Raw genomic sequence first — 24,318 nt, forward strand, 5'->3', positions numbered from 1 at the left:
GAGCTGAACATCATGCTGCGACAGGATTATCCAAGGCCTCAATTTGTACGTAAAGATTGGCTGAGTTTGAATGGGGAATGGGAATTTGAATTCGATGATGATAACAAGGGGCGTTCGGAAAACTGGAGTGAGGGCAAGCAAGCATTCAGCCGCCGAATCCAGGTGCCATTTGCTTTTCAAAGTCAACTGAGTGGCATTGCAGATCCGAATTTTCACGATAATGTATGGTACAAACGGACCTTTGACATTCCTGAGAACTTCACTGGCAAACGTCTGCTGCTGCATTTCGGAGCCGTGGACTATGAAGCCTCTGTCTGGGTCAATGGACAGCTTGTGGTTCGGCATGAAGGGGGACACACCCCTTTTCATGCCGATATTACGGATTCTTTGCTCGAAGGAAACAATGTTCTGACCGTACAAGCGATTGATTATAGCAGGGATGTAACGTTACCACGAGGGAAGCAGTTCTGGCAGGAGCAATCTGCCCAAATTTTCTATACCCGCACTACTGGAATATGGCAATCGGTGTGGTTGGAAGCTGTTGCACCCGTTCATCTACAGAAGGTGCGCCTGACTCCCGATGTCGATCGCAACGAAATCGAAGTTACGGCTTATCTTCAAGGGAAACAAACAGAACCAAGGGATTGGGAAGCACAAGATATCAGACTACGTGTACAAATTGCCTATCAAGGAGAGCAGCTGTCTGAGGATGAATATCGAATTAGCGGCATGACAGAGACTCGTACTATCGGGCTTCACACCTTTAACGAGCATGGCCTTGGCAGGCTGTGGTCACCAGAGCAGCCCAATTTGTATGACATTCATTTCATTGTATTGGTGGATGGTGTGCCCGTCGATGAGGTCGATAGCTATTTCGGCATGCGCAAAATTTCCATTGAACAGGGCAAGCTGTTTCTGAATAACCGTCCTTATTATATGAAGCTCGTTCTGGATCAAGGGTACTTCCCGGATGGAAATCTGACTCCGCCAAGTGACGAGGCCATCCGGCGTGATGTGGAATTAACGAAAGAAATGGGATTTAACGGCGCCAGAAAACACCAGAAGATTGAAGATCCGAGATACCTGTACTGGTGTGATAAGCTGGGACTGCTGGTATGGGGAGAGATGGCGAATGCTTACGAGTTCTCTGAACAATACGTCGCCCAGGTAACACGGGAGTGGCAGGAGGCGCTGGAAAGGGACTACAACCATCCATGTGTTGTGGTCTGGGTACCTCTTAATGAAAGCTGGGGTGTTCCTAACATCCTGACCAGCAAGGAGCAGCAGTATCACGCCTTGTCGATGTATTATTTGACCAAGTCACTGGATTCTACCCGTCCGGTCATTTCCAATGATGGCTGGGAGATGGTTCAGACCGACTTGTATAACATCCATGATTATGAATGGAGAAGAGAGGTTCTGGAGGAACGCTATCGCACTCGTGAAAATGCGGTAAACGCCCTTCCGGGCAGTCGAAAGCTGAGCGTGGGTAACTATCGTTATGAAGGACAGCCCATTTTAATTACCGAATTCGGTGGAATCGGGTATAAGAAAAGTGACTGGGAAGGCTGGGGTTACTCCGGAGCGAAAAATGACGAAGATTTTGCACAGCGATTGCATGCCGTAGTACAGCCACTATTGGATTCTCCAGTAGTAGAAGGATTTTGTTACACCCAGCTGACGGACGTGGAACAGGAGATTAACGGTCTGCTGACGTATGACAGACAGCCCAAGATGCCGATAGAACAGATTCGGGCCATTATTGAAGGACATTATCCATCGTCCGCTGGCGAATAAGGAGGGGAACGCATGTTGAACACAAAGGAGACAAGTAGGTCCTGGGAAGGCGACTTTCAAGGGGAAAAGGCCATTTACCTTCGCTTTGGTTCCAGTGAGGCTGTTATGCTGCCGGAGATAGGTGGTAATCTGGTCGCTTATCGTGATCTTGAGCGAGGGCTTCGCTTCCTTCATGAACCGTCACCGGAAGAGATGGAATCATTCAAGGCAAGACCCATGATTCATGGAATCCCCGTTCTGTTTCCGCCGAATCGCTATGAGGACGGACGGTTTGCGTGGAACGGGGAGACACTTCAGCTTCCGGTGAATGAAGAAGCAACTGGCAATCATTTGCACGGATTTTTGTATAATACACCATGGGTTTTGGATGAGTATGGATATACCGAGAAGGAAAGCTATGTCTCGGTGTCCATTATCGTTGATGAAACTCATCCGGTATACGTATCCTTTCCTTTTCAATTCAGCATTACATTGCGCTACTCGCTGAGCAGTGATGGACTCATGCAGCATGTCAGGATTCGAAATCATGGAGCAACCTGCATGCCGTGTCTGTTGGCTTTTCATACTTCCATCAACGCGCCATTTACCGCAGATGGCTCGGCAAGGGATTACAGCCTCAAGCTAACCATCGGAGACAGATGGGAGCTGGATGAACGGATGTTGCCAACGACACATTTTCAGCCACTGGTTCCAGCGGAAGAGCAAATGCGTGACTCAGGGGTATATCCGTTCTTTGCAGAAATGGATAACCATTACACTGCTGTACCGAAAAATGGGAGGAACCGGATGGAGCTTCAGGATACGAAGAATGGAATGACACTTATCTACGATGTGGGAACTTCCTATAAACAATGGATGATATGGAACAATAATGCGGAAGAAGGGTTTTTCTGCCCCGAACCGCAGATTAATCTCGTGAATGCGCCAAATCTGGATATGCAGGCCGAGGAAGCTGGATTATTTAGTTTGCAGCCGGGAGAGATCTGGGAAGAAACGAGCAGATTATATCTGCGTCATTCGTAAAAATAAAGATGAGGGGAGCAGCCAGGACAGCTAATGCTGTGATCGCTGCTCCTTTTAAAACCATTGAAGGCACTGACTTCTGCCTGTCATCGCCACACTGAATTTAAAATAAGATAATGCCTGCTGCTCCAGCAACAGTGAGAATCAGAAGGGGATGAAGCTTGTACTTGAGCAGGAGAAATAAACAAACTCCGCTAATAAGCAGTGTCCCGATCCATACCCAGCTTATTCCTGCGTCTTCACTTGGATAACCAAAATGAATGGCAGCATAGATAATGAGTCCCGTCGTTACGGGGCGCAAGCCATATAAAGAGGACTTTACCCATGAATTGTCGTGAATCCGATAAAATAAGGCAGAGAGTAGTACAATTACGACGAGTGAAGGCAAAATCATACCTGCAGTAGAGACAGCTGCTCCTATATAACCTGCCGTCCGATAACCAATCAAGGTTGCGGCATTGGTTGCAATCGAGCCGGGCGCCATACCGGCCAGCGCTACGGTTTGTTGGAATTCTGCGCTTGTCAGCCATCCTTTTTCCGTTACCTCGTGTTGAATGATCGGAATAACGGCATAGCCGCCACCAAATGAAACGAGGCCTACACGTATAAACATCATGAACAGGTCCCAGTACATCTCAATCGCTCCGATTCGTCTTTCTTAAATGTAATATTCCAGTTCCGGGTAGCTGCCTGTTACAGACTTCTTCTCCATTTTCACTTGAAGACCCAGTTGTTTCTTGATCCGAATCACGGCCATGCCGCTTATCAATCCCGAAATAATAAGATAGAGGGGATGGATACCTGCAAACAACAGCACAGCTACGGTCACAATGGCAGCTATCGCTGTTGTTGTATCTAAGATGGAATACCTAGCCGTTCGATAAGCTGCCATGCTAATTAGTGCAATAATGCCACCGTTCATTCCTTTTAAAGCGGCTTCAACTTTGGGTTGGTTACGAAATAGGATGGCGAACACGCTAATCAGGATCACAATCAGAAACGTGGGACATGTCACGCCGATGACGGCAGACACAGCACCCGCAATTCCTGCCTGGCGGTGTCCGATCATCGCAGCGGCATTGACGCCAACTCCTCCGGGAGCCGAGCCGGCAAGCGATATAAGCTCACCAATCTCGTCCTCTTGCATCCATTTTTTCTTGTTCACCACTTCGCGTTCAATAATTGGCAGCATCGCATATCCGCCTCCAAAGGTGGAAGGGCCGATGCAAAAGAAAGTCCAGAAGAGCTCGGTCAGTAACATAAATTGTTCTTTCAGGTTCTTGATACTACCCCCATCCTTTCCATCAGGCATGATGAATTCGAGGCATTGGCATGGACTCTTTGCCAAGCTCGGCCCAGATATACTTGAGCAGAAGATCTGCCTTCAGATGGGTGTACTCAGGTTCGTTCCACAAGTTAAAGCGTTCATCAGGATCCTTTTCGAGATCGAAAAGTTCACCATAGGTTTGATTGTAATAGACGGTGATTTTATAACGCTGTTCGACATACGTTTTTTGATGAATCGTCGTGGGTTCGTGTCGAAATTCGCAGATAGCGTGATTACGAACGGCTTCCTTGGCGCCAAGCCAAACTTTCTTTTGATCCATGCCCGTCATGGCGTGCGGAATTGGAATGTTGCATAGGGACAAAAAGGTCGGAGCCAAATCGACCAGCGATTGTATGGCATTTGATTTTTTCGCAGCAGGCACCTCACCGGGATATCTTACGATAAATGGGATTTTGATAAGATCTTCGTAATGGAATCCACCCTTGGCCTGAAGACCATGCTGCCCGAAGAAATGACCATGATCGGTTGTGAAAACGACGATTGTATCGTCTGCAATACCCAACTCATCCAGTTTATCGAGAATTTTGCCAATATATTTATCCATCATGCTGATCATTCCGTAATACACGCCGACCAGTTTTTTCTTGTCATACGCCGTTAACCGGGATTTGTCGCCATATTCATAATAATGATGCGAACGGTAGCCGTGAATGCCGAAGCCGGTTTCAACCAGATGCTCAAAATTCGGATTCTCCTCCTGGGTCAGTTGAAAATGTGGTGGGTTACGATCATGCTCTCCAGGTGTTATCGACGGAATCGTCAGATCATCCGGGTCATACATCGAATCCCAAGGTTCCGGTACCAGATATTCCGGATGCGGGTCGAAAAAGCTGGCCCATAGAAAAAATGGATCATCAGCATGGGTGTATTGCTCCAAAAGGGAGTTGGTTCGTTCGGCTATCCAGGTGTTGTAGTGATATTTCTCAGGAATTGGCCACGTATAGGTTACGGAAGGGTCCATCGTCCCAGTTGGGGGAAGGAAGTAATCCCTCCAGTTCGTACATCCCTGTTCTTCCAGCCATAGCGCGTAATGCTGACCGACATGCGCTTCATTCGTATGATTACGTGTTAACTCAACGTGGTCAAAACCGTAAAACGGCCCGTGGAAATGTCTCCAGTACTCCAAATCCTGCAGGATTGGATACGCTTCTGCCGACGGGTATTCCTCCGTAGATTTCAAAGGCTGAAAATGTGCTTTACCTACTAGGGCAGTGCGGTAGCCTGCCTCCTTGAAACTGTCCCCGACGGTATGACGGTCTTCAAGCAGTTTTGTGCCTAACGTCCAGGCCCCATGCTGACTGGGGTACATGCCTGTAATAATGGAAGCTCGGCTAGGGGTGCAGGTAGGGTTCGGGCAATATGCCCGATCAAACGTTGTTCCTTGCCGGGCGAGCCGGTCCAGATTGGGTGTGGAGATTTCAGACTGAAAAGCTCCGATCGTGTTCCAGTGCTGCTGGTCACTAGTAATTAGCAAAATGTTAGGTGTTCTCGACAAGTGTAATCGCCTCCTAGTAAGATGATATTGAAAAAAACGAGTTATAAAAATAGCCCGGTGTTATATTTTTATTGTCATTTTGTTATGATCAAACAAAATAGGAGAAGGAGGGAACTCCCTACGATGCAGGAATATGAATACGAGTATGCAGAATTCATCTACTATAAGCCAGGTTATTTGGATAAAGAGGAACACATCTGGCCTGTCCGGGCAGGGCGAAGTATAGCCAAATCCAATTACCGGGTTGGTCCCAAACGTATCGAGTGTTACAGTCTTCATTTTGTGCATGAAGGTATGGTCAGGTTTGAGTTTGATGGCAAGCGAGTGGACCTGCAGAAGAATGATCTGTTTTGTCTCTTTCCCGGCAGAACCTATTACTATCACATGCTTCCCTCGGAATCTCCGCTGCAAATGAACTGGCTGGCATTGGATGGGGTTAAAGTGAAGCCATTACTGGAGCTCGCTGGCTTGACTCCGGAAAGTCCGTTCGGCAAGCAGATGTTATCTCCACAGGTTCAGGAAACGTCGGAACGTCTGATTCATGCATTGGCATGTGTGGAACGGTGGAAGCCAGCAGTATCGCTGGAGTTACATGGGTTGCTATATGGATTGTTGGCTAGTCTTGTTCCAGACACCAACTACGCACAGCCTACAGAACTGGCGGGCTGGATCCATGAATGCATGGATTACATGGAATTACATGCAACAGAGGGCATTTCCGTGCAGCAGGTCGCCGACTTCGCAGGGGTACATCGTTCGTACTTCTCCAACATGTTCACCACTCAGGTTGGTCTGCCCCCGTTAAAATTCATGCAGAGAATACGAATGGATAAGGCCAAACAACTTCTAAAGGATACGGATGCTACCGTTACGGAGATTGCTTTGTCGCTGGGTTATCCGAATCTATATTCATTTACCAGAGCATTCAAAATTTATTACAAAGTACCTCCAATCATGATGCGGAGAACCTCAAGCTGATCCTGAACAAACGGATGTCCGGTACGGAGAACGCGTACTTTTTTCGATTGGATCTTGAAAAAGGAGACTCCCACAATGAAGCTCTCTACATTGCAGAGATGGATTTCACCGAAACGCAGCATTCAAGGTAAAATTTTTATCGCTTTTATTGCCGTTACGCTAGTATCCATTATTTTGATTACGGTCATTGTTTATATGAGCATGCGTGAGACGATTACGCAAAATGCCATTACGTCGGTTTCGGACAGCATAAGGCAGGCAGATGAATCATTGAACATGATGCTGGAAGAGATCGACCGTCTGAATACTGTCGTGGTGACTAACAAAAACACGGTTATTGACACTTTGCTCAGTCCGAATGAGGAAATCAGTTATGAGTGGTTTCAGGAGCAGAAGCGGATGGATGAATTTCTATCGTCCCTGATCGATTATAAGGCTTACATTTCACGGATAGCTGTGGTGGGCCTGAACGGGAAGGTGTTTTTCTCAGGTGGACCTTGGCTGGACAGGACCATCTTGGGTACACCAATGATGAATTACATGCTGCAAAATGGATCAAGGCACGCGTATTTCAAGCAGACAGGAGTGTCAGATGCAATCACCATTGGTCGGGAGATTCGTTATAACCGTGCGTCCATTGGAGTTGTCATAGTGGACCTGAATTATGAGTTTATTCAGAAAACATACGACGTGAGGCCGACTACAGATAGCATGATCTATGTACTGGACAAGGGAAATCAATTCGTCTATGAAACCCGAGCTACCTCATCTCTTACTCCATCTTACCAGCAAATTAAGGAGATCAATCAGCAATTTAAAACGGATGGTGAAGCGGTCAGGCGGTATATTGATGGAAAAGAATATATCGTCGTTTGCCGTCAATCCGACTATACTGGGTGGAGTACTATTTCTTTGGTTCCGATGGATTCTCTTCTGACCGAATCGGTGAAGCTGCGCAAACTGCTGGCAGAGGTGTCCATTATCGTGTTTGTCGTTGTACTGATCGTTTCACTTCAAGTCTCTTCCCGAATTACCCTGAATATCCGAAAACTAAAATCACTGATGATGTTGGTGAAGGACGGAAATCTGACACTTCCCCAAAATGAGATTAAAAGTGAAGATGAGACAGGACAGCTGTACCATGTCTTTAACGGTATGGTGGAAGAATTGAAAGGTCTGCTCGAAGGAATCCGCGTCAGTGAGAAAGAAAAGCGGGAAGCTGAGCTAACTGCGCTCCAAGCACAAATCCATCCTCATTTTTTATATAATTCGCTCAATACGATCAAGTATCTGGCCAGGCTGAACGGAGTGCCGAACATTGAAGCGGTCTCGGGATCGTTGATTGAGCTCATGCGAAGTGTCCTCGGTAATTCAAGCGAATTTCTTACGGTGCGTGAAGAATTGGCATATGTTGAGCACTACATCTCCATCATGAAGTACAGATATATGAAGCCGATTCGTATGATTACCGAAATTGAGGATGACGTATTGCTGGATTGCCGGGTGTTGAAGCTGATGCTGCAGCCCCTGGTTGAAAACGCAATTATTCATGGAATCGGACCGCTCGAACAGGATGGATTCGTGTTGATACGGGTGTATGAAGAAGGAAACAATCTCAATATTGATGTGGTGGACAACGGAAAGGGGATCACGGAGAAGCAACGGGAGTATTTACTGAAAGGTACGGGTACAAACGGAGAAACATCACGTTTTAGTGGAATGGGTGTACGTAATGTACACGAACGAATCGTTCGAACGTACGGCGACTCGTATGGTGTCTATTTGTGCAGTGAACCGGGGTTGTACACTAAAGCTGAAATTCGGCTCCCCAAACTGGAGAAAAGTATGGAAAATACCAAACGAGAGGTGATATAAGCCATGTTTCAGGTGTTACTCGTCGATGATGAACCGTTAGTACGCCATAATCTATGGACGTTATTGGACTGGGCTGACTATGGATTTGAATTATGCGGTCAGGCGCATAATGGGTTAATCGCTTTAACGATGATTGAGCAGTCGCCACCGCATATTGTCATTATTGATGTAGATATGCCTGAAATGAACGGTGTAGAGCTCAATCGGGCAATTAATGAACGTTTTCCATGGGTTAAGACGATTATGCTTAGCAGCTATGACGATTATGACTATGTGCGGGATTGCCTGAACAATGGCTCCATTGATTATTTGCTCAAGCATCGATTGGACGAGTCAACACTGCTCAACATCTTGAATAAAGCCGTATCGGAATTGCAGCAGGAAGATCGGTTGCGTGAGAAACAGGTCGCCGAGAGCGCCATAGCCGAGAAAGTGAGTCCCGAGGTTATGCGCGATTATTTGCTGTATTTGCTCCAAAGACAGACGAAAACAACGTACGGGTTTGAAGACTTTTCCCAGAAAGACAATCTGTATCCACATGCGTCCAGATATGCAACAGCAGCTTTACAGATTGTTCCATTCCTGCTGCTGACAGAGTCATACAGTGATGTGAGGACCAATGGTCTGGTTCAGCAGGTCGTCGATATGATGCAGCAGAGCCTGGGTGATATCCATGAGCGGACAGCGGTGTACGTTGAGGAAGGGCGATTTGTTATCGTGTTTTCTTTCAGGGAACGAAGCGAGCACATCATGCAGCGTGAGGTAGACGGCCAACTGCGGAAGATTCAGCATGCATTGGAACTGTTCCTGAATCTGCAAAGTGTAACCGCAGTAGGACCTATATGCACCAGTCTGTCACAGCTGGCCTCCAGTTACTGCTCAGCGGAATACGAACTCGATGGATCTTCGTCTGTGAAAACGTTCAGAAGTCATACCCTCCAAATTGAAACTCCATGTTCCGACAAGCATTCACATGAAAACGATCAAAGTCAGCGAGTTTCACTGACCATTGAGGAGCACAAGCAGCTTCTGTTATCCATAGAAAGGTTTGACGAGCAAGGCGTGCATCAATTGATTTCCTCCATTATTGCTTCGATAGACTACTTGCCTATCCATTCACATACGGTTCAGATGATTGTCAGCGAGCTCATGCAAACGGGTGATAAAGCATGGAGGACCTGCTTGCCTTCCACAGATCCAGCGGTAGCTAATCTGCCATCAAGAAGCGAGCTTGGGCGGATGAAAAATGTAAGAGAATTGGAGCAAGGCTTGCAATCCTTCTTCTCCAGCCTGTTTCATTTGCTGAATCAACATCGTGTAATCGGGTCCTATTCTCGCCATGTCACGCAGACGATCCATTTCATTCTGGAGAGGTATCCGGGATATGTCACATTGGAGCTTGCGGCAAACGTAATCGGTCTGAATGCCTCCTACTTAAGCAGAATATTCAAGGAGGAGACGCAACGAACTTTTTCGGAATATCTGAATCAGATTCGGATTGATGCAGGCTGCAAGCTGCTGGACAGTGGCCGATATTCGATCAAAGAAATAAGCATGCAAGTGGGATTTACGACGCATAACTATTTTTTTAAAGTATTCAAAGAAATAACAGGTTTAACACCACAAGCGTATTTGAGCAATCCAGGAAAAAGGAAGAACGACACGAAACTCCCGTCTTTGCACTTGGGAAACTAGGCAGATAAGAGCAGAACTAAAAACTCGTAAAATATGTGGAGTAAAGGGTCATATTATTGTAATTACCTTCCATGCCCGGTGAATTATAATGAGCACACACCAACCGTGAACGCTTACAAATCACGTTGGTGATAAAGAATTGTGGGGGGCACAACTTTATGCGCAAACGCTGGGGAAGAAATATGATCATGATGATGATCGCTTCCAGTTTGATGCTGGCTGGATGCAATTCCGGTGGAAGCAATAACGAAGCTTCACCAGAGGTTTCGAAGAATGACGTTCATACGACCGGGTTTCCGATTGTGGACGAACCGGTGAATCTCAAGATGTTTACCCGAATTGCACCCGTAAATGGCCCTTTCAAGGAAATGCCGGTTTTCCAGGATTACGAGAAATTAAGCCATGTGAAGGTGGAATTCATTGAAGCGCAGACGGATGGTTTTCAGGAGAAAAAAAATCTGTTGTTTGCTTCGAATGAACTGCCGGATGCCCTGTTCCGTTCAGGTATTTCCCCGCTTGAAGCCATCCGCTATGGCTCTGCCGGCCAATTGATTCCACTGGAAGGCCTTATCGATGAATATGCTCCGAATTTGAAGAAATTAATGGAACAATATCCCGAAATTCGCTCAGGCATTACTACACCAGAGGGCCACATTTATACGATTCCGGGTATTGTTACGCTAAGTGCGGCGCGTACGGATAAGAAATGGATCAATCAGATGTGGCTGGACAAGCTGAATCTGAAAGTGCCGGAGACCACCGAAGAACTTTACAACGTGTTGCTTGCCTTCCGTGATGATGATCCGAATGGAAACGGCAAACAGGATGAACTTCCGATGACAGCTCGTGTTGGATTGGCTGTGGTTAACGCGATGAGCGGATCATTCGGATTGGATTCACAGCTCGGCTATAACATTAATATTGAAAATAACAAAGTAAGTATCTGGATGGGCAGTGACCAGAATAAAGAAATGCTGATGTACTTAAACAAGCTGTATAAGGAAAAGCTTCTGGATCAGGAAATATTTTCACACACGGAAGCGCAATATCTTGCCAAGCAGGGATCGGGCAATACAGGCTTTTTCTTTGACCAGACGAACAATAACTTTTTGTCGATAAAAGATCAATATACCGGTATCGCCCCACTGGAAGGTCCGCAAGGTGACCGATTGCAGAGTCAGGCTCTGCCAATCGCCAGAGATTTTGGAGCCTTTGCAATTACATCTGTCAATAAATATCCGGAAGTCACGATGCGTTGGATTGATTATTTCTACGGTGACGAGGGTTCTACCCTGCTCCGATTCGGAAGAGAAGGCGAGCATTACGAGATGAAGGATGGTATTCCTTACTATAAAGAGGACTTCTTGAAGGAAATCAGTAACCAGGCCAAGATTACACCTTATGCCGGCGGAGGCGCGCCACATCTCATCAGTGAACAGGTTGCTTCTTTTATCAATCCACCTCAGGTGCAGGAGGCGCAGCAAAAGCTCGATCCGTTCATGCCAAAAGTCCGCTATGCGGCTCCGATGTTTGATGAGCAAACCGCCCAGGAAGTCAACATTCTGCGAAATGATATTGATAAATATTACGAAGAACAGAGTACAAAATTTATTGTGGGTGCAATCGGTTTTGACAAGTGGGAGCAATTCCAGACCACGCTCAAAAAGATGAGAGTTGAGGAACTGGAGAAGTTGTATCAGGATGCCTTTGACAAGATGCAGAAATAATGCTGAAACATCATGGATGAGGAGCAGTTGCCTATGAAAAGCGTCAAAACCGATACAACGATTACGATGCCACGAAGCCATCCGAAAAAGAGTTCAGGACTGTTAAGGCAAATGGGCAAAAGATTAGACCTGTACCTTATGCTGCTTCTGCCAGTCACTTGGTATGTGGTATTCCACTATGCCCCGTTGTATGGACTGCAAATTGCGTTCAAGAATTTCAATCCGGCTAAAGGGATTCTGGGCAGCAACTGGGAAGGCTTTGGGCACTTCGAACGATTTTTTGATTCCTATTATTTCTGGAGACTTCTATGGAATACATTATCGATTAACTTGTTCTCCTTATTGATTGCCTTTCCGATTCCGATTCTACTGGCACTAATTATTAATGAAATTCGCAATAAAACCTTCAGCAAGTGGCTGCAAAATATTACGTATATCCCCCACTTTATTTCAGTGGTCGTTATCGTTGGCATACTGAATGTGTTTCTCTCGCCCCATACGGGTCCTGTCAATCTGCTGATTGAGGCATTCGGAGGTACACCGATCCGTTTTCTTGAGGAAGCAGGTTGGTTCAAAACCATTTTTATCAGTTCGAATATATGGCAGAACATGGGCTGGCAATCCATCATCTATATTGCAGCCTTGAGCGGAGTGAACCCGCATCTGTATGAAGCTGCCAAGATGGATGGAGCATCAAGGCTGCGGCGCATTTGGCATATTTCGCTACCCGGCATCGCTCCTGTCGTAATCATTTTGCTCATTTTGGATATCGGTCATTTCATGAACGTAGGGTTTGAGAAAATTTTGCTGATGCAAAACAATCTCAATCTGGAATCGAGCGACGTCATTTCAACGTTTGTCTATACGACAGGTATCCTCAAGGGAGAATACAGCTATACAGCTGCTATCGGGCTTTTTAATTCAATCATTAATCTGCTGTTACTTTTACTGGTCAATCGGATTGCGCGCAAAACGTCTGAGACGAGCTTATGGTAAAGGAGGCAAGATCCTATGTCCAAGCAGGCGACATTACAAGCCAGTTCCAATGAACGGATTTTCGATGTAATCATATACATCATAGCCTCGATCATTATCATCGCTGTGCTGTACCCGCTGATTTTTATCGTGAGTGCTTCGTTCAGTGATCCCACGAAAGTATTGAACGGAGAAGTCTGGTTACTGCCCAAAGGACTGACGTTGGACGCCTACACGAATATTTTGCACAACGAGAAGATTTGGCTGGGGTACCGTAATACGATATTTTATACGGTCGTCGGCACTGTGATTAACATTATCATGACCGTGTTGGCTGCATACCCCCTTTCCAGACCTGACCTTCCTGGACGTAATGTAATCATGGTGTTTATCACGCTAACGATGTTTTTCAGTGGCGGATTAATTCCAACGTATCTATTGATCAAAAATTTGGGCATGGTGGATACGATGTGGGCTCTGATTATACCCGGCGCGATCGCCACGTACAATCTGATCGTGATGAGAACGTATTTCCAGTCGAGTATTCCATGGGAGCTGCAGGAAGCTGCCCATATGGATGGGTGCTCCAATTGGCGGCTGCTCTGGAGCATTATTTTGCCCCTGTCCAAGCCGATCCTAGCCGTGATGGTGCTGTTCTATGCCGTAGGCCACTGGAATTCATTTTTTAACGCGCTCATCTATATTCGTAACGAAAATCTGCATCCGCTTCAGTTGGTACTGCGCGAAATTCTGCTGATCAGCCAGTCCGATGCCGTGGACGGCAGCCTTGGATTGGAAGACAAAATCCTGCTCGCGGAGAGCATCAAATATGCGGTGATTATCGTCTCTAGTTTGCCTGTACTGTTGATGTATCCTTTTGTGCAGCGCCATTTTGTTAAAGGGGTCATGATTGGATCAATTAAAGGTTAAATCCATGTCAACCTCAATAATGGAGGAGTTATGTTGAAATCAAACGCCAGAATTAGTATAGATTGTAGTCGTGCAAGTGAGCATACGGTCAACCCTTATTTGTTTGGGCATTTTGTGGAAGATATCCGGGATCATATGGAAGCGATGCTTGCATTTCCATTGAAGGATATGGATTTTGAAAGCGAGGCTGAATCAAGGACTTCCGTATCGGGGAACTGGCATGCCCACACCAACGGGAGAAATACTCAATATGCGATGGAAGCCCCGGCCCTCAGACATTCGGGTCGCGCTCAGCGTATTCGAATCTTAAGTGATGATGAAGCGTACGCCGGGATTGCGCAGAGGTCCGCACTGAAAGGGCCAATGGATTACACCATCCGTATAGTTGCGCGAGCTTCCATCGAACTCCAGTATTTGATGGTGGAAGCAGTCGATAGACGTACGGAAGAAGTGCTCGGTCAGTTGAAAGTCGAATTGGACAGCCATAACTGGCGGGAGTATGAAGGACGGCTGACGATCTTACGTGCTTGTCCCGATGCAGAGGTTCGGGTGTATATTCCGGCGGAGCATCCAAGATGGATCGATCACGTCTCTACGGGAATGCTCTGGCTTGATCATGTGTCTTTATTGCCTATTGATCATATTGCCCTAGTAAAACATGAAGTGATAGAGATGACCAGAGCGCTAAACGCAGGCATGATGAGACTCGCAGGTAACTACATTAGCGCCTATCACTGGGAGCATGGCATCGGGCCGGTTCTGGAGAGACCAGTCATGTACAACGAGGCATGGGGAGGATGGACCAGCAAGTATTTCGGAACGGATGAATTTATCCGTTTTTGCCACGAACTGCAAGTGGAACCTCTGATTTGCGTGAACGATGGATCGGGTACACCTGAAGAGGCCGCCCAATGGATTGAATATTGTAATGGAAGTGTGGATACCCCAATGGGTGCTCTTCGGGCGAAGAATGGATCGCCGGAACCATATCATGTCAAGTATTGGGAGATCGGCAACGAGGTTTGGGGGCAATGGCAAGTTGGTGCTTGCTCTGCGGAACAATTTGCGGAGCGGACCGTACAGTTTGCAAAAACGATGAAGGAAGCAGATCCTTCCATTGTACTGCTGGCCTGTGGACATTACGAGCAGGATTGGAATAAAACCGTGCTTGCCCTGGCAGGGGAGCATATCGATTATCTAACGTTACATTTGTATCATGGCTACGGTCCCTTTGGCATGAATCGGGATACGCCGGCTGAGGATCGGTATAAAGCAATGGCTAGTTATCCCGAGTGGACCCGGCATTATATACGCCAGACAATGGAGGTCATCCATTCCGACATCAAACATCAGCATGTAAAGCTGGCCATCACCGAATATAACACGATGTACTATCCAAACACTGTGCGAAAAGGACTGCCAGACGAACACACCCTTGGAGCCGCCGTGGCGAATGCAGCCAATCTGAATGAAATGATTCGTTGCAGCGATAGCGTGCACATCGGCAGTTTCTCCGATCTGGTCAATGGTTGGCTCGGGGGATGCATCCGTGTCGGGGATTTCTATGCCGATCAATATCGGGGCAAGCAGGCTGGATGGAGTGGACACCCGCTCACGATCTATGGAACTCCAACCTATGAAGTATTAAAGCTTTACGCGAATCGGGATATTCATCATATCCTACCTGTCGAAGCCGAATGTGGAACATTCTCTGTAGCTTCTAACAAAAGAACGCCTGTAGAGCTGGATGCACTCCCCGATCTGGATGTTGTGGCCGGAACGAATGCTGATGGCAGCAGGGTCACCTTGTTTGTTGTGAACCGAAGCTTGGAGGAAGTATCGATTGAGCTGGATTTACAAGCTTTCCATGCGAGCGAAGAGGGAACCTTATATGAGATTACCAGCGATTCGCACAATAACATCAACTCCGTGTTTCAACCCAATCATATCAAGTGCACAGAACGGAGTGTTTTGACCGAGGATTGGCAGCGTGGTTACGTATTACATCCTTCATCCATCTATGTACTGGAGTTTGGAAAGGCAGACCAATTGATTTGACATCCTGGGGTGTAGACAAATAGGGATTCAGAACTTGTACCTAAGTTCTGAATCCCTATTATCTGTTCTAGATGGTGTATCGACCACCATGATTCCGATACTTGCCCAATGGAAGCAGGCATTTTAAATAGTTACTTGCGTTCGCTTATACAAAACAGGTATTGCCGCTGCTATAAGGATCATGCCCATCACAGCGGGTGCGGCATGACCAAATGATACATAGATTTGACCTCCAATGATAGGACCAATCATTCTAGCTAACGCCTGAATAGATTGGCTACCCCCTTGAATCCTTCCTTGTTCACTAGAATCGACAGACTTGGAGAGCATGCCATTGAAGGAAGGCCCGAAGATCGAATCACCAAAACCAAAGATAAACATGCCCACGATAAACAATGGATAGAATGAGAACAAAGTAGATAGTGCGATCAGACTGTAGCCTATAATCTCTGAAATCATTCCAAGAATGGCTATCTGTTTATCACTAAGTCTTTTCAGAAGCTTGGGCATGATGAAACCTTGTGAGATGATGTCCTGGACACCCATAATCGAGAACATAAGTCCAATTATTGCAGGCTTCCAATTGAAAGTATCCATTGAAAATTGTGAAAAGACGGCCTGTAAAGATCCGTTGGGTATCCAAAGTAAAAAGGCTGAGATAAGTAGTCTGTTTAAGTTTTTCATGGAAAGCAAGTTTGCAAGTTGTATGAATGGATTAAGTCTTACAAGCGTAATTTCTTTCAGTCTGTGTTTCTTGTCAAGACTCTCAGGCATAAAAAAGAATCCATATATAACATTCACTAAAGTTATGATTGCTCCAAAATACATGGGTGCAGAATAATCAATCTTGGCGAGTAATCCGCCTACAGTCGGTCCAATGACGGTGCCTACACCTACAACCGCACTTACCCATCCAAAGTATTTGGTTCTCTGTTCCGGTGGGATGATGTCCGCGAAATATGCGAAGATTGTGCCTATGCTTCCGCCTGTTATACCCTCAATTATACGCCCCGCAAAGAGTACCCATAGAGCTCCACCTATGCCGAAAACCAAATATCCGATTGCGGAACCCAAAAGGCATACCAGGAGCAATGGACGGCGGCCATATTTGTCGCTCAGAGCTCCAAGCACGGGGGCCGCAAAAAATACGCAGAAGGCATAAACAGAGGTCAGGAGCGTAACAACGATAGCTTGTTGTCCCGGATTGCTTATATAAGGCTGTACCAGGAATGGGACAACAGGTGCGATGATACTGAATCCTATTCCACAAAGAAACACAGAGATCAGACCGAATAGTAAAGCGTGTTTGTCTATGGTTTGTTCTGTGTTCTGTATATGATGTGATCGTGATCGAAATTTAAACATTCAATTCTCCCCTCAAATGTCGTGATTTTATTTCCTTGGAAACATTAATAGCGTACAACTGCTTTGTTTCCTTGTCAACAAAATAATAACAATAAAAATGCAGCTGTTCTCAAAAGAGCCCAGCTGCATTTAATTTAACTTTCATTATTCAAATTTATTCCGACTTCAGATTTACACCCAGTTTCTTTATTTCTGCATCCAAATGTCGATTATACTTGTCCACGAAGTTAAGCATACTTTTAAATTGCTCGTCGGTTACCTGCTCAAATACGGCTTTATCTCGCTCTTGAAACTCGTTGTGCAGGTCCTCATGGATTTGATAAATGACTTTCCCTTGTTCCGTAAGCCTAAAATAGATTTCTTTCTTGTTATCTGATTTCTGGTAGCTTTCAATAAGGCCTTTTTCTATGAGCTTCTTCGTTAATTTACTTATCGCACCGCGAGTCATATAAAAGGAATCCGCAAGTTTAGTCACATTGGAATCTACATTTTTTTCAATGTATTCGATGCAATGTACTTCAGAGGGCTTATAACCCTTAAGACTTTCTTCCATCTTATCTTTATTAAGCCAAACCAGCTTGTTATATAAGTCCCTGAAACCCAGTAAGACCTGTTCTTCTTTGTTCATGGCCTATCCTCCCACCCGTTGGTGCATTACAATATTATATTAAATTTTGGTTTCCAGTTCAAAAATATCAAAATAATTTATTTCAGGAATGAAACTATACGTGAAAAAGAGAGTCAAAAGCTTCTAAATTACAGTGTAAATCAAGGTTGATTTCTGAATAAACTTTTTTCTTAACGACATACTACTTCAGAAGAGGTGGTAAAATTTGCAGCGAATCCATGAACAGGATCTTCACGATATAGAAAAGCAACTCTATGAGCATTTCAAAAAGAGCTCGGATTTCTTAAGCAAGAACGTGGTTATCGCCGATCAGGAATTCAGAGCGTATTACATGGAGACTCTTGTCGATCTTCCAACAACATTGTCTGCAGTTAACCAGGCGGCGAGTGGAAATAAGAACGGATCATTTCAAAATATGTTCAGGCCATTTGAAGAAGAGGCCGCCTTGTCAATGGACGAGATATGCGGCCATCTTTTGCATGGAAAGCTTGTTCTGTTCAGCACAGAAGGGACGGCAGCTGTCATGGAACCGGAGCATACTGACATTTCGCGTTCTGTCAGTGCACCGGAGAGTGAGAATCCCCTTCAATCTGCGTACGATGCTTTTACAGAAGATATTAATAAAAACATCGGTTTGCTACGGAAAAAGATGATTTCCGATGAGTTGGTTATTGAACGACGAGAGACAGGGACCCGGTCTACCAAGAAAATTGCCATGGTGTATTTGGAGGGAGTTGCCCAAGCTAAGGTCATCGCGTCTATTCGGGATAAGCTGGAACAAAATAAGGACAAGGAATTGACTACGGTAAGGGACCTGCTCAGTATACTGGGGCATTCGAAATTCTCAATAACACCAACGTATATCTCTTCGGAGCTACCTGGGGAAATGGTACAGAATCTGATGAACGGAAAAGTGGTTATTTTGATTGATCAATTTTCGTTTGCCTTTGCTTTTCCAGCCATCATAACGGATCTATGGTCAACAACGCTGGACGTTAACTACCCGTATTTGTTTCAAGTGTTTTTACGAACCGTACGGGCAATTGGCGCACTTTTGGCCGTTACGCTTCCAGGTATGTATATTGTGCTGAATTCGGTGAATCCGGAACTGTTGCGAATCCAGTTAGCCATCACGGTAGCCAAGAGCAGGGAAGGGGTTCCGTATCCTTCGTTGATCGAAATGCTGCTGGTTATGCTGCTTTTGGAGATGATTATCGAAGCCACCATTCGACTTCCCAAGAATATCGGACCCACCATAACCATGATTGGCGGTATTCTGTTGGGACAAGCCATTGTTCAGGCCAAACTCGTCAGCAATCTATTAATTATTATTCTGGTTGCCTCGGCAATTGCCAATTTTGTATTGGCAGGCTATATGAACACGACGGGCATACGAATGTACAAATATGTTGTCATGCTCATCAGTTCCTTTTTCGGAATATGGGGTCTTGAGGCTGCGATGATTTGGATTATACTGTATTTTGCCTCGTTGAATACTTTCTCCGTTCCCTACTTAAGTTTAAGTGTGAAAGGAAAGGCTCCGGATGAATAAAGCCCAGATTCTTACCATGTTTGTTCTGCTTCACCTCGCTTCGATCTTTGCCATCTTCCCTGAACGCATCATATCTGCGACTTCAAAAGGACACTGGGAACCCATAACGATCCTCTTTTTGGCAGAGTTACTGGTTCTATGGTTGTACTTAAAAGCGTTGTCGCAGTTTCCAGGGAAAACAGTGGTGGACATCTGTAATGATTCACTGGGCAAATGGGTAACGAGACTGATCGTTCTGCCGATGATGATTTTCCTATATATTGAGCTGCTATTGCTTATGTACTTTCAGTCAGTCGAAATTAAAGCCGTATTATTACAGAGAACACCGCCAGCAGCAACATCGGCTCTTTTTATCATTCTCTGCTTCTATGCTGTTTGGAAGGGACTGGGCGTAATGATCCGGGCTAGCATCGGATTGTGTATTCTCTTGATGCCATTCATTTTTTTCTCCATGATGATCAGCATCCAGAATTTCAGAATCAGCTACATTTTTCCGATTTGGGATAGTGGAATGTCATTTTTCTCCCATTCGGATTTCTATGTATGTACGGTAATTTCAGCCGGTTTTTTATTCCTTGGCATGATTCCCTCCAAGCAACGGCTTAGTTTTGGCAAAGCAGCAGCAGCGGTTGGTATCATATTTGTGTTTGCATTGGGATCTGTATACGTTCCGCTTCTTGTATTCGGACAGGAAACGGTAATCCATTTGCAATATCCCATGCTTATGGCATCAGACACCATTGATCTGGAGTGGGTTGTATTTGACTGGCTTCCAAGCTTTTACGTGGTGGCTTCCAGTGCGCTGGGTGTTTTGAAGGTTTCCGTTTTACTCTGGATTCTGGTATCCCTGCTGCATCAGCTATTTATGCCGAAAATCAATCGGTTATGGATTCTTTCCGTAGTGTGCTTCTCCTTGTACATGATTAGTCTCATGATACCGGATGTCAACGCTTTGAATTCATACCTGTACCTGAATTCTTTCTTTTGCGTTTATAGCGTTATCGGTTTTCCGATCATTGTATTCCTCGCGGCACAATGGCAGCGAAAGAAGGTGAGTACATGAACATGCGCACCATAAGGACTCTGATTGTAGCTCTTTCTATGATGATGTTACTTCCGGGATGTTGGGATACAAAGGATATTAACAAACAATATCTGCCTGTTGTCATGGGCGTGGGGAAAGGGAAGACGGAGAAATACAGGATCATTCTCCAAATACCCGATGCATCAGGCAAAACCCAAATTCTTGACAAAGAGGCGAAATCGATCAGTAAAGCCATTGATTTGATTCGTACGGATTCCGAAAAAAGCATCGAATTGGTACATCTGAGGTTGTTGTTAATCGACAGACAGGTCGCAGAGCAGGGGATAGATAACATCATCAATTTTGCTGTGAGAGCGAACGATATCTCCATCAAGGGCCTGGTAGGGGTTATTAACGGTGATTTTGAGAAGACGATGTATCATCAAATCTCGCCAACGCCTGAAATTTCTTCCTACGACTTTTTTAGCCAGGATGCCGGGTGGACGCCCAATCAATCCATCGTCCGAATATGGGAAGCCTATCAAAACCAAAATTCATATACGGAAGACATGGCCATCCCAATGCTCAAAAACGGCGATCGAACTTTATTCACCTTTAAAGGCACGGCCGTCATGCGGGATGACCGCATGGTAGGAACGCTGAATAAGGAAGAAACGCTTTTGTTTAATTTATTTAAAGGGAAATATTCGGGAGGAACCATTGAAGTTGCACAGAACACAAGTGTTCTTATTCAAGATACCAAAATCAAACACAAGACCTCTTGGTCGGAGAACGGGCCATCCATCCTCACGGATATTCTTCTCAATGTGGTGATTACGGAAAGCCCTGAAGGAAAAGGCAATGTGGTGATTGAGAAAGAAATGAAGGAACAACTGAGCAGACAATTCAATGAAACCGTGAGAAAGATTCATTCCTTAAAATCGGATGTACTGGGGATAGGCATGATATTCCGTCCAAAGATGTCTGAGGAAAAAATAAAGGAATGGAAATCCAAATGGTTTCCGAAGTTGGAGCAAAAGATCAACGTTCGTGTCAACGTACTAAACGAAATTTATTTTAAAGAAAATGCCAACGATAATGATAGTCAGGGGCAAATGTTAAAAAAATAGCTTAGCATTGTTTACTCCGCTATAAGCGAGGAAAATGCTATACCGTTATGAAGTCGCCCTGGTGGCGACTTTTTTATAAAATTTTTTTTCATGTAATATTATTTCCATCATTGCACGTTCACTGTTGCCCTCGTGGCTCGCATTATTCCGGGTTTTTACATCCTTTTTATTGTTCATTGGCTTTGACCGTAGCTTCGACACCCGTAAGCAGGGAAGAAGCTCCCAAAGCGGTATCTGAAATAATGCTTGGAGGTAATCACGGGAATGGTATTTGGCGTACCTTAAATAGAGGCAAGACCTGGCTAGCCATCGCTGCTGTTATCCTTATGGCTTCGTCAACGGAAAGTGTGAATAGTTACATCGCAGAGTATCTGGGCTCCATCACTCATATTTCGGGAAAAACATTGAGTATCGTGTTATTTATATATGGTTTAGCCAGTTTAGTGGGAAACGTGGTGGGAGCATGTAGGCTAAGTAACTTTAAGCAACCTTAAGTGACATACACAAAAGGGAAATGTTCATTATTCATCATCTTGCTTCCCGAATAATGAACATTTCCGATCGTGTTGTTTACTAATGCACGTTTTACAGCCAATTGTGAATTGCGAGATTATTTCTCATGCTTAATACTATACACATGACTAATTATTCTTCCGTGTACACCATATTCAGGTATCAGAGCTATTGCAAAGGTAACAACAACCATTGGAAAGCGAGGAACACGCAAATGGATTATGTGAAGCTTGGAAATACAGGTATGGATGTGTCCCGTCTGTGCCTAGGTTGTATGGGGTTTGGTACAGCAGTTCCTGGAGGCCATCAATGGGTCATTAATGAAGAGAACAGTCGTCCCATTATTAAAAAGGCGCTGGATCTAGGGATCAATTTTTTTGATACAGCGAATGTATATTCAGCCGGAACCAGCGAGGAAGTGATTGGGCGCACCTTACGTGACTATGCTAATCGAGATGAAATTGTGCTCGCAACGAAGATCAATGGTCGTATGCACCAAGGCCCAAATGGTGCCGGACTTTCCCGTAAAGCCATCATGAGTGAGATAGATAAAAGCCTGAAGCGGCTGGAAACAGATTATGTGGATTTGTATCAGATTCATCGTTGGGATTACACTACACCCATTGAAGAGACAATGGAAGCCTTACATGATGTGGTCAAAGCAGGGAAGGTAAGATACATAGGCGCTTCTGCGATGTACGCATGGCAGTTTTTGAAAGCTTTACATGTAGCCGAGCAAAATGGGTGGACCCGCTTTGTATCCATGCAGGATCACTACAATCTTATCTACCGCGAAGAAGAGAGAGAGATGCTTCCCCTCTGCAAAGCTGAGAAAATCGGTGTGATTCCGTATAGTCCGCTTGCGGGAGGCCGATTGACAAGGGACCCTCAGGAAAAAACACATCGTTCCGAAACCGATCAGATTGCAAAGCAAAAATATGATGCGACTGCAGTTACCGACCGATTGATCATTGATCAGGTTGCCGCGATTGCGGAGAAGCATGGGGTTCCTCGTGTACAAATCGCCCTTGCCTGGTTACTGCAAAAGGAACCAGTCACAGCTCCCATTATTGGCGCTACCAAAATATCGCATCTTGAGGATGGTGTGGCCGCTCTTTCAATTAAGCTGACACCCGAAGAAATAGCATCATTGGAAGAACCCTATGTGCCTTATCGAATTGTTGGTCATCAATAATCAAAATGATTGGAAAAGGAAGATGGAACCAACGTAAAGTAACAGGTTCATCACATATACAAACAGAAGTCGCCTAATTGGCGGCTTCTTTATGTTTTTATCTGGCGATGCAGCATCGAATTTATTCGCTTTAGGGTGTAATGGAATTAAGCATTCTGAGATGGGGGAAGTCTTCGTAAAATAACATATCGCAGTGCTTACGATTATAAGGCTTGGTTAAGGGGATAATTGTTAATTGGAGAAAATCATTCACAATATATAGCTGTAAAGGAGCGGGATCATGTCCTTCTTTAGAACACTATCCGTACGGGCAAGGGAAGATGAGTTGATGGACGATTTCTCCATAGGGGGAGAAGAATTGAGCGAAGCGCTCAAACATTTGAGACGGCTGAACAAAATATTTGCGGCTCCCGCTCCAACCCGTGCAGGTGTGGAGAAGTTATGGAAAGCGATTGGCAGTCCAACTACGCTGACCCTTCTTGATGTAGGAGCAGGTTCAGGTGATGTAAACCAGAAGTTATTGCGCTGGGCGGACCAGAAGGGAGTTAAGCTTGAGATTACTCTGGTCGATCTGACAGAGGAGGCATGTGAGGAAGCGAGAACCCTTTTCCGGAATGAACCGAGAATCAAGGTTCGACGTGCCGATGTCAGGGAATTGCCGGATGCCTCAGCAGACATCGTGACCGGCTCGCAATTTGTCCATCATTTTGAAGGAAAGCAACTCGTGGAGATGGTCTCGCATATGCTGCGTGCCTCCAAATATGGTGTTGTCATTAACGATATCCATCGGCATCCCATATCCTATGCAGCCGTATGGATAACCACTCGAATGATCTCTCGCAATCGGTATATTCGTCATGATGGACCTCTGTCTGTTGCAAAAGGCTTCACGGGAAGGGATTGGCGGGAATTGAAGCAGCAGTTGAACCATGACACGCTGACCTATGAATGGAAGCCGTTGTTCCGCTATTCCGTCGTGATACCCCATCATGGGACGTTATCATAGCATC

Annotated in this window: 19 protein-coding genes; 14 read left to right on the forward strand and 5 right to left on the reverse strand. The window is 45.4% G+C overall.

The window, feature by feature from the left end; translation table 11 throughout:
* The first annotated feature begins 12 nt into the window (after positions 1 to 12).
* A complete protein-coding gene (locus tag AC3ITG_RS15000; protein WP_489254213.1) occupies positions 13 to 1,797 on the forward strand; it encodes a glycoside hydrolase family 2 protein in 1,785 nt (594 codons plus the stop codon).
* A 12-nt stretch (positions 1,798 to 1,809) separates the two neighbouring features.
* Positions 1,810 to 2,820 (forward strand): aldose 1-epimerase, encoded by a 1,011-nt coding sequence (locus AC3ITG_RS15005; RefSeq protein ID WP_489254214.1) that lies wholly within the window; start codon positions 1,810 to 1,812, stop codon positions 2,818 to 2,820.
* Between the two features lie 103 nt (positions 2,821 to 2,923).
* Here AC3ITG_RS15005 and AC3ITG_RS15010 read toward each other — a convergent pair whose 3' ends face one another.
* Genes AC3ITG_RS15010 through AC3ITG_RS15020 form a run of 3 tightly spaced genes read right to left on the reverse strand, consistent with a single transcriptional unit; the run spans position 2,924 to position 5,663 of the window.
* Positions 2,924 to 3,454, reverse strand: coding sequence for a chromate transporter (locus tag AC3ITG_RS15010; RefSeq protein WP_489254215.1), 531 nt, complete (start codon positions 3,452 to 3,454; stop codon positions 2,924 to 2,926).
* 24 nt (positions 3,455 to 3,478) lie between these two features.
* On the reverse strand, positions 3,479 to 4,132 hold the full coding sequence (locus AC3ITG_RS15015) for a chromate transporter (RefSeq protein WP_489254216.1): 654 nt from the start codon (positions 4,130 to 4,132) through the stop codon (positions 3,479 to 3,481).
* Positions 4,125 to 5,663 (reverse strand): sulfatase family protein, encoded by a 1,539-nt coding sequence (locus AC3ITG_RS15020; protein WP_489254217.1) that lies wholly within the window; start codon positions 5,661 to 5,663, stop codon positions 4,125 to 4,127. Before AC3ITG_RS15020 ends, AC3ITG_RS15015 begins: the two co-directional genes overlap by 8 nt.
* A 123-nt stretch (positions 5,664 to 5,786) precedes the next feature.
* Here AC3ITG_RS15020 and AC3ITG_RS15025 point away from each other — a divergent pair, with 123 nt between their 5' ends.
* The 7 genes from AC3ITG_RS15025 to AC3ITG_RS15055 all read left to right on the forward strand — a co-directional run bounded on the left by AC3ITG_RS15025 (position 5,787) and on the right by AC3ITG_RS15055 (position 15,901).
* Positions 5,787 to 6,641, forward strand: coding sequence for an AraC family transcriptional regulator (locus AC3ITG_RS15025; RefSeq protein ID WP_413378564.1), 855 nt, complete (start codon positions 5,787 to 5,789; stop codon positions 6,639 to 6,641).
* Between the two features lie 75 nt (positions 6,642 to 6,716).
* Positions 6,717 to 8,516 (forward strand): sensor histidine kinase, encoded by a 1,800-nt coding sequence (locus AC3ITG_RS15030; protein WP_489254218.1) that lies wholly within the window; start codon positions 6,717 to 6,719, stop codon positions 8,514 to 8,516.
* Between the two features lie 3 nt (positions 8,517 to 8,519).
* The gene (locus AC3ITG_RS15035; protein WP_489254219.1) at positions 8,520 to 10,211 is read left to right on the forward strand and encodes a response regulator; all 1,692 of its coding nucleotides are present in this window, start codon (positions 8,520 to 8,522) and stop codon (positions 10,209 to 10,211) included.
* A gap of 158 nt (positions 10,212 to 10,369) precedes the next feature.
* Entirely contained in the window at positions 10,370 to 11,938 is a 1,569-nt protein-coding gene (locus tag AC3ITG_RS15040) for a type 2 periplasmic-binding domain-containing protein (RefSeq protein ID WP_489254220.1), read from the forward strand.
* A 33-nt stretch (positions 11,939 to 11,971) separates the two neighbouring features.
* Positions 11,972 to 12,934: an ABC transporter permease gene (locus tag AC3ITG_RS15045; RefSeq protein ID WP_489254221.1), complete on the forward strand. Its 963-nt coding sequence runs from the start codon at positions 11,972 to 11,974 to the stop codon at positions 12,932 to 12,934.
* A gap of 15 nt (positions 12,935 to 12,949) precedes the next feature.
* Positions 12,950 to 13,843 (forward strand): carbohydrate ABC transporter permease, encoded by an 894-nt coding sequence (locus AC3ITG_RS15050; RefSeq protein ID WP_489254222.1) that lies wholly within the window; start codon positions 12,950 to 12,952, stop codon positions 13,841 to 13,843.
* Between the two features lie 33 nt (positions 13,844 to 13,876).
* On the forward strand, positions 13,877 to 15,901 hold the full coding sequence (locus tag AC3ITG_RS15055; RefSeq protein ID WP_489254470.1) for an alpha-L-arabinofuranosidase C-terminal domain-containing protein: 2,025 nt from the start codon (positions 13,877 to 13,879) through the stop codon (positions 15,899 to 15,901).
* Between the two features lie 123 nt (positions 15,902 to 16,024).
* On the opposite strand, the gene AC3ITG_RS15060 is transcribed toward AC3ITG_RS15055, so the two are convergent.
* Both AC3ITG_RS15060 and AC3ITG_RS15065 read right to left on the reverse strand, forming a co-directional pair.
* A complete protein-coding gene (locus AC3ITG_RS15060; RefSeq protein ID WP_489254223.1) occupies positions 16,025 to 17,266 on the reverse strand; it encodes an MFS transporter in 1,242 nt (413 codons plus the stop codon).
* A 154-nt stretch (positions 17,267 to 17,420) separates the two neighbouring features.
* The gene (locus tag AC3ITG_RS15065; protein WP_489254224.1) at positions 17,421 to 17,894 is read right to left on the reverse strand and encodes a MarR family transcriptional regulator; all 474 of its coding nucleotides are present in this window, start codon (positions 17,892 to 17,894) and stop codon (positions 17,421 to 17,423) included.
* A 205-nt stretch (positions 17,895 to 18,099) separates the two neighbouring features.
* On the opposite strand from AC3ITG_RS15065, the gene AC3ITG_RS15070 reads away from it, so the two are divergent.
* The 5 genes from AC3ITG_RS15070 to AC3ITG_RS15090 all read left to right on the forward strand — a co-directional run bounded on the left by AC3ITG_RS15070 (position 18,100) and on the right by AC3ITG_RS15090 (position 24,314).
* Positions 18,100 to 19,446 carry a spore germination protein gene (locus AC3ITG_RS15070; protein ID WP_413378581.1) on the forward strand — a complete coding sequence of 449 codons (1,347 nt, stop codon included), beginning with the start codon at positions 18,100 to 18,102 and terminating at the stop codon, positions 19,444 to 19,446.
* Positions 19,439 to 20,509, forward strand: coding sequence for a GerAB/ArcD/ProY family transporter (locus tag AC3ITG_RS15075; protein ID WP_413378583.1), 1,071 nt, complete (start codon positions 19,439 to 19,441; stop codon positions 20,507 to 20,509). Before AC3ITG_RS15070 ends, AC3ITG_RS15075 begins: the two co-directional genes overlap by 8 nt.
* Positions 20,506 to 21,600 carry a Ger(x)C family spore germination protein gene (locus tag AC3ITG_RS15080; RefSeq protein ID WP_413378585.1) on the forward strand — a complete coding sequence of 365 codons (1,095 nt, stop codon included), beginning with the start codon at positions 20,506 to 20,508 and terminating at the stop codon, positions 21,598 to 21,600. Before AC3ITG_RS15075 ends, AC3ITG_RS15080 begins: the two co-directional genes overlap by 4 nt.
* Before the next feature lie 727 nt (positions 21,601 to 22,327).
* Positions 22,328 to 23,308, forward strand: a complete 981-nt coding sequence (locus AC3ITG_RS15085; RefSeq protein WP_489254225.1) for an aldo/keto reductase — start codon at positions 22,328 to 22,330, stop codon at positions 23,306 to 23,308.
* Positions 23,309 to 23,588: 280 nt separating this feature from the next.
* A complete protein-coding gene (locus AC3ITG_RS15090; RefSeq protein ID WP_489254226.1) occupies positions 23,589 to 24,314 on the forward strand; it encodes a methyltransferase domain-containing protein in 726 nt (241 codons plus the stop codon).
* Positions 24,315 to 24,318: the final 4 nt, after the last annotated feature.

Source organism: Paenibacillus sp. GL_099_B, from assembly GCF_057835695.1.